Origin of the sequence: uncultured Rhodococcus sp. (assembly GCF_963525155.1) — a bacterium.
In the GTDB taxonomy this organism is placed as follows: Bacteria; Actinomycetota; Actinomycetes; order Mycobacteriales; family Mycobacteriaceae; genus Rhodococcus_F; species Rhodococcus_F qingshengii.
On sequence record NZ_CAURKP010000168.1, the window covers coordinates 1 to 11156 of the forward strand.

The 11156-nt window shown below is 62.5% G+C and carries 12 protein-coding genes; 7 read left to right on the forward strand and 5 right to left on the reverse strand.

Features of this window, described 5'->3' with window-relative positions:
- The coding region (locus RWT78_RS23935) for an FAD-dependent oxidoreductase (protein ID WP_314681419.1) at positions 1-734 on the forward strand (734 nt) is incomplete at its 5' end.
- 24 nt (positions 735-758) lie between these two features.
- The gene (locus tag RWT78_RS23940; protein ID WP_314681421.1) at positions 759-1865 is read left to right on the forward strand and encodes a Glu/Leu/Phe/Val dehydrogenase dimerization domain-containing protein; all 1107 of its coding nucleotides are present in this window, start codon (positions 759-761) and stop codon (positions 1863-1865) included.
- Here the strand turns inward: RWT78_RS23940 and RWT78_RS23945 are convergent.
- The 3 genes from RWT78_RS23945 to RWT78_RS23955 all read right to left on the reverse strand — a co-directional run bounded on the left by RWT78_RS23945 (position 1794) and on the right by RWT78_RS23955 (position 4423).
- Positions 1794-2702, reverse strand: a complete 909-nt coding sequence (locus tag RWT78_RS23945; RefSeq protein ID WP_314681424.1) for a TIGR04222 domain-containing membrane protein — start codon at positions 2700-2702, stop codon at positions 1794-1796. The genes RWT78_RS23940 and RWT78_RS23945 overlap by 72 nt on opposite strands.
- Positions 2699-3607 (reverse strand): TIGR04222 domain-containing membrane protein, encoded by a 909-nt coding sequence (locus tag RWT78_RS23950; RefSeq protein ID WP_064113141.1) that lies wholly within the window; start codon positions 3605-3607, stop codon positions 2699-2701. The genes RWT78_RS23945 and RWT78_RS23950 overlap by 4 nt, the downstream gene beginning before the upstream one ends.
- A 138-nt stretch (positions 3608-3745) precedes the next feature.
- On the reverse strand, positions 3746-4423 hold the full coding sequence (locus tag RWT78_RS23955; RefSeq protein WP_269611400.1) for an SDR family oxidoreductase: 678 nt from the start codon (positions 4421-4423) through the stop codon (positions 3746-3748).
- 77 nt (positions 4424-4500) lie between these two features.
- Here RWT78_RS23955 and RWT78_RS23960 point away from each other — a divergent pair, with 77 nt between their 5' ends.
- The 4 genes from RWT78_RS23960 to RWT78_RS23975 all read left to right on the forward strand — a co-directional run bounded on the left by RWT78_RS23960 (position 4501) and on the right by RWT78_RS23975 (position 8742).
- Positions 4501-5427 carry a metal ABC transporter substrate-binding protein gene (locus RWT78_RS23960; RefSeq protein WP_047272640.1) on the forward strand — a complete coding sequence of 309 codons (927 nt, stop codon included), beginning with the start codon at positions 4501-4503 and terminating at the stop codon, positions 5425-5427.
- Positions 5424-6155 (forward strand): metal ABC transporter ATP-binding protein, encoded by a 732-nt coding sequence (locus RWT78_RS23965; RefSeq protein WP_003942501.1) that lies wholly within the window; start codon positions 5424-5426, stop codon positions 6153-6155. Before RWT78_RS23960 ends, RWT78_RS23965 begins: the two co-directional genes overlap by 4 nt.
- A gap of 3 nt (positions 6156-6158) precedes the next feature.
- Positions 6159-7049, forward strand: coding sequence for a metal ABC transporter permease (locus RWT78_RS23970; protein WP_003942568.1), 891 nt, complete (start codon positions 6159-6161; stop codon positions 7047-7049).
- A 136-nt stretch (positions 7050-7185) separates the two neighbouring features.
- The gene (locus tag RWT78_RS23975; RefSeq protein ID WP_065456423.1) at positions 7186-8742 is read left to right on the forward strand and encodes a GGDEF domain-containing protein; all 1557 of its coding nucleotides are present in this window, start codon (positions 7186-7188) and stop codon (positions 8740-8742) included.
- Here RWT78_RS23975 and RWT78_RS23980 read toward each other — a convergent pair.
- Both RWT78_RS23980 and RWT78_RS23985 read right to left on the reverse strand, forming a co-directional pair.
- Positions 8731-9483 carry a cyclase family protein gene (locus tag RWT78_RS23980; protein ID WP_314681434.1) on the reverse strand — a complete coding sequence of 251 codons (753 nt, stop codon included), beginning with the start codon at positions 9481-9483 and terminating at the stop codon, positions 8731-8733. The two genes, RWT78_RS23975 and RWT78_RS23980, sit on opposite strands and share 12 nt — an antisense overlap.
- Before the next feature lie 144 nt (positions 9484-9627).
- A complete protein-coding gene (locus tag RWT78_RS23985; RefSeq protein WP_399552187.1) occupies positions 9628-10038 on the reverse strand; it encodes a TIGR03668 family PPOX class F420-dependent oxidoreductase in 411 nt (136 codons plus the stop codon).
- Between the two features lie 60 nt (positions 10039-10098).
- Here RWT78_RS23985 and RWT78_RS23990 point away from each other — a divergent pair, with 60 nt between their 5' ends.
- On the forward strand, positions 10099-11100 hold the full coding sequence (locus tag RWT78_RS23990; protein ID WP_003942580.1) for a PHP domain-containing protein: 1002 nt from the start codon (positions 10099-10101) through the stop codon (positions 11098-11100).
- The last annotated feature ends 56 nt before the right edge of the window (positions 11101-11156 follow it).

An 11156-nucleotide genomic window follows, 5' to 3' on the forward strand; every position in this document is an offset into this window, starting at 1 on the left:
AGCTGGAGCGGGCATACCGGAAACGTGGAATCGTCTGTAAGACAGACACAAAGGTTGCTTCCGCGAAAGAAGCAGCCGATTCGGTCCGCGTCGAACTGGGCGACGGAACGATATTCGACACCGACCTACTGTTGGTCGCCGTCGGCCGCGGCCCCCGCACGGACGGTAGCGGTTTCGCAGAAAACGGAATCAACCTCGATAAGGGATTTGTCGTCACCGACGAACGACTCCGTGCGTCCGTGGACGGTCTGTACGCGGTCGGTGACATCGTGCCCGGTCTTGCATTGGCGCACCGAGGCTTCCAGCAGGGAATCTTTGTGGCCGAACAGATTGCCGGCAAGGATCCGATACCGGTCGCCGAACATCTGATTTCTCGCGTGACGTACTCACATCCCGAAGTTGCATCGGTCGGACTCGACGAAGAGGCGGCGCGCACGCAGTATGCCGACGTCTCCACCGTCATCTACGACCTGGCAGGTAACGGCAAGAGTCAGATCCTGCGAACTACCGGCGGAATCAAAGTGATTCGAAGCGGAACGAAAGGCCCTGTTGTCGGAGTTCACCTGGTGGGAGACCGCGTCGGCGAACTGATCGGTGAGGCGCAGTTGGCCGTTGCCTGGGAAGCACTTCCCGATGAAGTGGGGCGTTTCATCCACGCGCACCCCAGTCAGAACGAAGCGTTGGGCGAGGCCATGCTCGCACTCGCGGGAACACCACTGCACGCCCACAACTGACCCGGAGACAGAAAAGGAGATTCAATGAGTATCGACGACGAACTGCGCTGGGACGGTGAACTGACCGTCACACGCCATGATCGGGCGACCGGCACGACTTTCGTGATTCGAATCGACTCCACCCGTCTGGGACCGGCGTCGGGTGGCACGCGGGCCGCTCACTATCCCTCGATCGGCCACGCTCTGGCGGACGCCGGGAAGCTTGCCGGTGCAATGACTTTGAAGATGGCTGTCTCCGACCTGCCGATGGGTGGCGGGAAGTCGGTAATAGCGCTACCTGCACCGCGCAATCAGATCGACGCCGCAACCTGGACCCGTATCCTCGACATCCACGCCGAGAACATCGACAAGCTCGAAGGAAACTACTGGACTGGTCCTGACGTCAACACCAACTCTTCCGACATGGATCAGCTCAGCCGCACCACCAGATACGTCTTCGGGCGTTCGGTCGGCAACGGTGGCGCCGGTTCCAGCGCGCACGCCACCGCTCTGGGTGTGTTCGAAGCGATGAAGGCCACGGCGCGTCGCCGAGGACTCGGAACACTCGACGGCCGAACGGTACTGGTACAGGGGCTCGGCGCCGTCGGCGGCGACGTCGTCCGTCTCGCAGCGCAGGCTGGCGCACGTCTGCTGGTTGCCGATACGGACCCGCAGCGCCTCGAGGTGGCTTCTCTCGCGGGGCACACGGTCGTTCCTGCCGGCGAGGTCCTCCGAACACCGTGTGACCTCTTTGCCCCCTGCGCGATGGGAGGCATCATCGATTTCGCTGCGGCTGCGTCGATTCCGACTCTGGCCGTGGCGGGCGCAGCAAACAACATCTTGACCGATGCCGCTGCCGGTGAGGTTCTGCGAGACCGCGGGGTTCTCTGTGCCCCTGATTTCGTCGCGAACGCAGGCGGAGCCTTTCACCTCGTCGGGCGAGAAGTCCTGGGGTGGAACGAAGACGACGTCGTCGAACGAACCCGAGGCATCGGTCGAACCTTGGACGAGGTGTACTCGTTGAGCGAGGAACGTGGCATCACTACCGAGGCCGCAGCGCTTATGCTCGCCCGGGCGCGGCTATCCCCCGCATCCACCGCCGCCACCACCACATCCGCCGCCCCCGCTGCAGCTGCTGCCTCCCCCGTCTGAACCGCCACCGTCCGAACCCCCGCTACTTCCGCTGCCGTCGGCACCGATTCCGGCGGCGGAGGCCAAGGCGGGATTGATCATCAGCATCGCCGAACCGGCGAAGAGAGCGGCGGACATTCCCGCCAAACGTGGTCCGTAGGCGGAGAAGGCAGGCTTGTTGCGCGGGGACAGGTAGGCATGTGCCGTGGTCAGTTCCGAACGTGCCGCCTTGCCCGAGGTGGTTCGATCGAAGTTGAGCCCGAGCAACGGGATGCTGAACCCGGTGACGAGTACGGCGAGAATCAGAAACTCGACGGGCTTGTCGTTGTGCAGTCCGAAAGCAATGCGGACGATACCCACGGCCACCAGGATCTTCAGCGGAACTGTGGAGAGAAAGATTGAACGCCTGGCGCTGTCGGAGGTCAGGTATCCCCGGTCCGCCAACGAGTTTCGTAGGCGAGCCGTTTCCACCGTCATGCGCTCGGCAAGTTGCCGCCGACGATGGGGCAGGGCCTGCTGGGCGAGGCGCTGGTACACGGTGAGGGTGTACCAGTCCAGGGTCTCGTCGCCAGGGCCCAACGGGCGCAGGACGGCTCCGTCGGTGGTGATCAAATCAGCGCTACGCAGGATTGCCAACGACGCTGCGAGGGCGCGTGACGCGCCGGTGAGCATTCCGACTTCCGGAGGCGTCAGTTGCTCGGCGGAATACCCGTGCTCGGCGGAATGCCTGTACCGGCGTGCCCGAATCATCAGACGCCACACCAGAGTCAGAACCATAAGCGTGACTGACATGGCTATGTAGCCGTACAGGAAGTCCTCGCTGGGGATCCCCCAGGTGTCGGCTGCATGCGTGCTCATCCCCCACACCCCCCGCCGCCGCAACTGCTCCCACTGCCGCCACCGCCGTCCGAGCCGGATGATCCGGATGAGGAGCCACAACTGTAGTAGCTCGAACTTCCGCCACCCGGGCTGTACGCGGCGCCCGCAGCTACCGCTCCCGCCAGCGCCGGATCGATCAGAACCAGAGCGCCCGCACCGAAGAGCGCCGCCGAGAGCCCGGCGAGCGAGGGACCGTAGCTCGTGTACGCGGGCCGCAGTTTAGGTGAGAGGTACGAGTTTTCGTGCTTGAGGCGTCGAAGCTCGCTGTCTCCCAAAGCTGTCCGACGACGCTTGATGCGAAGGAGTGGAATCATCAGAGCGAGAACGATGATGGTGAGGAGCAGGAACCCGACCGGCTTACCGCCGGCGATTCCGGCGACGAGACGGACTACGCCGAGAGCAATGACCGCCACGATCGGAACGGTCCGAAGGGCAGCGGTCAGACCGTCCTGCTGGCGTTGCAAATATCCCTCGTCGATCAACGTCGTACGTAGTTGTGCGAGTGCGACGTTCAGCCGTCCCATCAGACGCACCTGCCGCAGCGGGACCTTTCCGTTGCCGAGCCGCTTGTGCACCGTACGGGTGAACCAGTCGAGACGATTCTTGTCCTCCGCAGTGAGTGCCAGCTTGGTCTTGCCTTCGGTGCTGATCAGCTCGGCGCTGCGCAGAATAGCCATCGACGCCAGCACCGCTTGGTAGTCACTGGTCAAGGCACCGATCTCGGGAGGAGTGAGCGGCCGACGGACAGCGTCGACGACCACCGGTGACCGGCGCGCAGTCATTCGGCTGTACAGCGAGAGTCCGATCGCGACGGCAGCCGCCACCAGGTACCACTGAAGGAAAGTCTGGCTGGGGATCCCCCATGTATCCGTATGATCATGCATCGCACACCACCTCTCGATGAACTCCTGAGACAAGTCCAGTCTCTTTGTCCGACAACTGATGTCAGTATCGGGCCAGTGCCCGGAAAAGCGATATCCGGATGGCCATCGTCACCATTCCGTTACCGCCGAACTGGGGATTTACCGGCCGGTAGGTCGAAGCACGATCTCCGTGGGGTGTGCGTCGGACGGTGTTTCGACGGCAGTGAGTACGGCACGCGCCACAGTGGAGGCTTTCAGGAAGCGCTCAGGGTCGTACTCGTCGCCCTCACCCGCGACGATGTCGCGCTGCATGTCGGTGTCGATCCGTCCGGGGTGAATGGAGGTGACCCGAAGTGCCGGCTCTTCCAGGCGCAACGCATCTCCGAAAGCGCGCAGGGCGAACTTGCTGGCCGCATACGAGCCCCAACCGGCGTTGGCGCGCAGTCCGGCACCCGAATTGATCAGCACGACGTGACCTCCGGCCGCACGAAGCGCGGGCAGGAGAACCCGCGTGAGTTCGGCGACGGCGATGACGTTTGCCTCGAGGGTGCGTCGCCACTGATCGACCGAGGATTCCTCGATGGTTCCGATGTCGGCCACGCCGGCGTTGTGTACCAGCACGTCGAGCGTCGTGATGGACGAGGCGGCGACCGCGACGGCGTCGTAGTCCGTGAGGTCGAGGGGTAGGGGCGTCGATCCGGGCAGTTCGGCGCAGATCGGCTCGAGGGCTTGTGCGGATCGTGCACCGAGCAGCAGGTCGTGTGTCGGCGCCAGTTCGCGTGCGATGGCAGCTCCGAGGCCGCGACTGGAACCGGTGATCAAGGCAGTAGGACGCATGGTGCGAGCCTATCGAGTGAGGATTGTTCGGCCAGACGAACTTGTGTATTTGTTTACCCACATATTAGAGTTCGACCATGACGACACGCGACGCGAAGAACTTCCGCCGCCTGGGAATTGCCGCCCTCGCCGCCCTGCTTCTGTCCAGCTGTTCTGCGGTGAGTTCTGGCTCCGACGACGACCGCCCGGTGGTGCTCACCACGTTCACCGTGCTGTCGGACATCGCCCAGAACGTTGCCGGCGATCATCTTCGCGTCGAGTCGATCACCAAGGCGGGGGCGGAAATTCACGGCTACGAGCCGACGCCCGGAGACATTCGGCGGGCGAGCGAAGCCGATCTGATCCTCGACAACGGCATGAACCTCGAGGCGTGGTTCGCGAAATTCGTCAACGGACTGGACGTGCCACACGTCGTGGTCAGCGACGGCGTCGAAGGCATTCCGATCGCCGGCGACGCGTATGCGGGCAAGCCCAATCCGCATGCATGGATGTCTCCGTTGAATACGCAGATCTACGTCGACAACATGGTGACTGCTTTCAGCGACCTCGACCCGGACAACGCCTCGGCATTTGCGGAGAACGGCGCGAAGTACAAGGCGGAACTGCAAGCAGTTCAGGACGGCCTGGTCAGTGGGCTGGCGGCATTGCCCGCAGGTCAGCGTGCACTCGTCAGTTGCGAGGGTGCGTTCTCCTATCTGGCCAGGGACGCGGGACTCAGCGAGGCGTACATCTGGCCGGTCAATGCCGAGCAGCAGGCGACGCCGCAGCAGATCATCGCCGCGATCGACTTCGTCCGAGCCAATTCCGTTCCCGCCGTCTTCTGCGAGTCGACGGTCTCGGATGCCCCCATGCAGCAGGTTGTCGGGGCGACCGGCGCGAAGTTCGGCGGAACGCTGTACGTCGATTCGCTGTCCGAAGCCGACGGTCCCGTGCCCACCTATCTGGACATGATTCGCCACGACACCGACGTCATCCTCGGCGGTCTGACCGGCGGTAAATCATGAACGAAGCCATTCGCGTCGAAAACGTCAGCGTTCACTACGGCGAGGTCCACGCACTGGACCACGTCGATCTGACATTAAATTCCGGAAGCGTCTGCGGACTGATCGGCATGAACGGTTCAGGAAAGTCGACTCTGTTCAAAGTGATCATGGGGATGATCAAGCCGGACAACGGTTCTGTCAGAATCGCCGGTCTCGACGCAGCCACTGCGCGCAAGAGCGGCCGCGTCGGATACGTGCCGCAGAGTGAAGACGTCGACTGGACCTTCCCGATCAGCGTCCGTGACGTCGTGATGATGGGCAGGTACGGCCACCTCGGATTCTTGCGACGTCCGCGGCGTGCAGATCGCGAGGCGGTGGCAGAGGCCCTCGAGCGGGTGGAACTCACCGAATTTGCGGATCGTCAGATCGGTCAACTCTCGGGTGGTCAGAAGAAGCGCGCGTTCGTCGCACGCGGCATCGCGCAGGACGCGTCGATACTGCTGCTGGACGAGCCGTTTGCGGGCGTCGACAAGCGTTCCGAGGCAACGATTTCTACGCTACTACGAGAGTTGGCTTCCGACGGCCGGTCGATCTTGGTCTCGACCCACGATCTCCACGCTGTGCCGAAACTTTGCGACGAGGCGGTACTGCTCATGCGCAAGGTCCTGGTGCATTCCGACCCGGACACCGTGCTGCAACCGGAAAACCTCGCCCTGGCTTTCGGTCTCGACGTGATGGACAGGACCTGATCGATGAACCTCGTAGAACTCCTACTTGATCCTCTCCAGTACGGATTCATGGTGCGCGCGTTGGCCGTTGCGGTTGTGGCAGCGGTTGTCTGCGCGGTGCTCAGTTGTTGGTTGGTGCTCATCGGGTGGTCGTTGATGGGCGACGCCGTCTCGCACGCCGTGCTGCCGGGTGTTGTCCTCGCTTACGTCGTCGGCGCACCATTTGCCATCGGGGCCTTGATCTTCGGGTTGATCGCCGTAGCCCTGATCGGACTGATCCGTAACACCAGTCGCGTCAAGGAAGACGCCGCGATCGGTATCGTCTTCACGACTCTCTTTGCGTTCGGTTTGGTTCTCATCTCGGTGACCCCCAGCCAGACCGATCTCAACCACATCATTTTCGGCAACCTGCTGGGGGTGAGCTCGTCCGATCTTCTGCAGGTCGCGATACTCGGCGCGTTGGCGTTGAGCATTCTGTTGATCAAGCGTCGTGATCTGACGTTGTTCGCCTTCGACCCGATCCATGCGAACGCGATAGGTCTTTCGCCCAAGCGCCTGGGTGCGCTGCTACTCGGCGTCCTCGCACTCACGTCCGTTGTGGCGTTGCAAGCCGTCGGCGTCGTGCTGGTGGTGGCGATGCTGATCATCCCCGGCGCGACGGCCTACCTCCTCACCGACAAGTTTTCGCGGATGCTGGTGATAGCTCCCGTCGTTTCCGCAGTCTGCGCGATTGCCGGTATCTACGTCAGCTACTACCTCGACACGGCTTCCGGTGGCATGGTCGTCATGACGCAGGGCATCGTGTTCGCTCTGGTGTACCTGTTCAGCCCGTCGCAAGGGGTGATCGCGAAATGGACTTCGCAGCGGCGTAGGACCCGAGCGGAGTACAGCGCCGCGGCGTACGAGCCTTCCTGATCGTTCGTCCAGTTAACAATCCGCTACCAAATCGGGTAGGTTCGTACGGGCATTCGTCACCACGAACATTCCGGCCGCAACGATGCCGGCTGCAAGACGATCGGTGGTGACGCCTTGAACACCGATGGGTTCTTCGATGACGCAGTTCCGAGCGCGACGCACGTGGTTGGTTCTCGGCGTCGTTGTCGCGGTCATCGCTCTCGCCGGATCCGGGCTGCTCAGCCCACGAACTTCGGTTCTGGTGGACGATATCGCCCAGCTCGTCGGCGGAGCCACCGCAACTGCGGTCTGTTGGTGGACATCGCGGCGCTATCACGGCGTCGAGCGTCGTTGGCGAACTCTGATGGCTCTGGGTATGGCCGGCTGGACTCTCGGGATGTTCTTCTGGGCGTTCTACCGCTCGGTTCTCCACGTTCCACTTCCGTCGCCGTCGATCGCGGATATCGGTTTCTTCATGTTCCCGGTGTTCGCCGTGCCGGCGCTTCTGTCGTTGGTGCGTCAGTCGCCCCGGCGTGAGGCGATCGGTCCGATCCATCTCTGGCTCGTGCTGACGCTCGACGGTCTTGTCGTTGTCGGTGGATTGTTCATCCTCACGTGGACGACGGCCCTGGGCGCCGTCGTTCATACCGGTCCGACGGGATCTCTCGGGTTTCTTGTCGCGGTGATGTATCCGATCACCGACTTCGTTCTGATCGCCATGGTCTTGCTGATGGTCATCGGACCGAAGGCCGTAGCAGAGATCCGTGAACCGCTGACGTTCCTCGGGTGCGGGTTGGTGATGCTCTCCCTTTCGGACAGCCTGTACGCGTACTTGGTGGCGATCGGCGCCGAGAGTATGCCGACGATCGCCGATGCCGGGTTCATCGCGGGGCCGCCGTTGATCGCCTTGGCGGCGCTGACGAAGCGAACCGAGCCTCGGAACCGCAACGCGCCGCAGCAGTGGCGAAGCGATCGGACTCAGTTGCTGCTGCCGTATCTGTTGATCGCGGTGATCGCGACGATCGTGACTGTTCAGGCGCTGATCGTCGGCAACCTCGATGCCGTGGTCGTGATACTCGGCGTCGGCGTGTTGGTTCTCGCACTGGTGCGCCAAATACTCACGCTCCTCGAGAACGACGCGCTCCTCCAACAGATCTCCGCTGCCCAGGACGAGCTGAGGTACCGAGCACATCACGACCCACTCACCGAGCTTGCAAACCGGGCCGCGTTCGACGAACACTTTGCGAGCGCCATCGAAAACTATCGCCACACGAACTCCGATTGGGTGCTGATGCTTGTCGATCTGGACGACTTCAAACAGATCAACGATCGATACGGGCACCCGGCCGGCGACCGGTTACTGGTTGCTCTCACAGCACGTCTGCGCGAAGCGGTTCCCGAGGGTGCGTTTGTCGCTCGATTCGGTGGCGACGAGTTCACAGTGCTCCTGCAGGGCACGATCGACGACGCCGTCGTCGTGGCTCGCCGGATCGTCGACGCGCTCAGGTCCGATCAGACGGCAGACACATCGGTGTCGGTGGGTGCGAGCGTTGGTGTCGCGCATTTCGAGTCCGCGCAGTTCGAGTTCGGGGACGAACCGCTCAGCGCGCACACTCTTCTTCGCCAGGCCGATGCGGCGATGTACGAGGCGAAGAGAAGTGGGAAGGGCGCGGTCGTTGTCTACGGCGACCGTCGCAAATGGTTATCGCCGTAGTAGTGCGAAAATCGTTGCCGGTGAACCCGATCCGGCCTTGTTGATCGCACCACCGACAAGGATGCTGGCCCCGGTGGTTGGCAGGGCGGCAAGATTGTTCAAGTTCTCCAGGCTGATTCGATGCTTGTCGTACAGGATTGTCGAGACGGGGTAGGTTTCGTCGTTTCCGAGGTCGGGACCGAACGTGTCGGTTCCCAATGCTCCGCGGGTGCCCAAACGGCCGGTGTCTATCAGCCACCGCGCCGCGTCCACCGAGAAGCCGGGCTGGTGGGTGACGCCCTCGGCATCGGAGTTGGCATATTCTTCGCTACCCCAGCGCGATTCCCACCCGGTCCAGAGAACTACGGCCGCTCCATCGGGAATCTTGCCGTTGCGCGTTTCCCATTCCTGCAGGTCCGCGACCGTGAGCGCATAGTCCGAATCGGCGGCAGCCTTGTCCCGGATGTCGATCTTCACTGCGGGGAGGAAGAGGTCCGCCGGATCGAGTTGGTCGGCTGTGAGGCCGCCTTCCTGGAAGTGTGCGGGTGCGCCCCAATGCGTGCCCGTGTGCTCACCTTCCTTGACGTACTGGAGGTAGTAGCCGTCGTTTGCGATGGTGGCCGCTGCGTCGAGAGTGAACTCGGGGTCGCCTGGAAAAACCGGCGTCGTCGCCGGGTCGTTCACGTGTGAGAGCGAAACAACCGACAACTGTTCGTTCAACGGACTTGTTGCGTCTTGACTGCTTCCGGAACTGCTACCCATGTCGATCACCTGAGGTCCCGCTACCAGCGCCAGACCTGTGGCTGCGCGTTGAAGTAACTGCCGTCGTTTCATCGATCCCCCGCCAATTTGTCCGAATTGAGAGTGTTGCAATCACTTTCGCTCCTTGAACACTAGGACAGAACCTTAGGCTGCTGCGGACCATGACGACCACTCCACATTGCGGACAGCTATGACCTGTCCGTGCGGTCGGTGATCTACGTACTGCGGATACTTTGCGGCCAAAGCATCGATCGCGCTCTCGGACTCCTTGGTGCCGGGGTCGAGAACCTCCGCATGTCCGTCGACGCGGACCCACCAGAGCGTGGACCAGTCGTCGTCGTAATGATCGACCAGCAGGCTTGCGCGCCCCGTCTCGGTGATGTTCCGGAGCCTGCGAAGAGCGATCGTGGTTTTCGGTTTGTGGTCGACACAGGAATAGACGGTGCCGCCGACCAAGACGAATACCAGCGGCACGATGTGCGGAACGCCGGCCGCATCTGCCGTTGCCAGGTGAGCCACCCGCGCGGCTTCGAATCGTGCTCTCGGGTCGTCCATATTCACAGCGTAAGGGGATCAAGGGTTGCCGCGAGCCGCTGCTGACGGAACAGTGGTCTCATGGAACCGGATGAAGCGCTTCGGGAGATCGCCTACTGGCTCGAACGATCACGCGCTGAAACGCACCGCGTCAAGGCCTATCGCCGAGCTGCGGAGGTCTTTTCAGGATTGTCCGACGAGCAGAAGGAGTCTCGCCGGAAAGCCGACAGTTGGAAGGCCCTCACCGGCATCGGGCCGAAGACTGCCACGATTATCGCTCAGTCGTACGACGGCATCCCCGAGTATCTCGAGGAACTGCGGGGGCAGGCTGAGCCCATCGGCGACAGCCCATTGCGACAAGCGCTGCGCGGCGACCTCCACACCCACTCCGACTGGTCCGATGGTGGAAGCCCCATCGAAGAGATGATGCGACGCGCAGCAGCACTCGGCCATGACTACTGCGCCCTCACCGACCATTCGCCTCGCCTCACAGTTGCAAACGGGCTGTCCGCGGAGCGCCTACGGTCTCAACTCGACGTGATAGCCGGGTTGAATGCCGAACTGGCTCCCTTCCGCATCCTCACGGGAATCGAGGTGGACATCCTCGAGGACGGTTCACTCGACCAGGATCCCGATCTGCTCGACGAACTCGACATCGTGGTGGCGAGCGTCCACTCCAAGCTGCGGTCCGAACGTGAGGCGATGACCCGCAGAATGCTTGCTGCAGTGCGAAACCCGCGTGTCGATATTCTCGGACACTGCACCGGGCGTCTTGTCGAGGGTGCTCGCGGAACCCGGCCCGAGTCGCAGTTCGACGCGGAGAAAGTGTTCGAGGCCTGCCGCGAATCAGGCACAGCCGTTGAGATCAATTCCCGACCGGAGCGTCGTGACCCGCCTTCGCGTTTGATCGAGTTGGCCCGCGATCTCGATTGTCTTTTCTCCATCGACACTGACGCCCATGCCCCCGGTCAGCTGGCTTGGCAGGGCTACGGCTGTGACCGGGCCGAAAAGTGCGGCGTCGAAGCCGATCGGGTGATCAATACCTGGACCGCCGAAGATCTTTTGGAGTGGGCGGGCAATTGAGAGCACGCCGGAATGGGTCACCGAGGCGTGTGCTCGGTGACCTCCGGGTTCAGAGT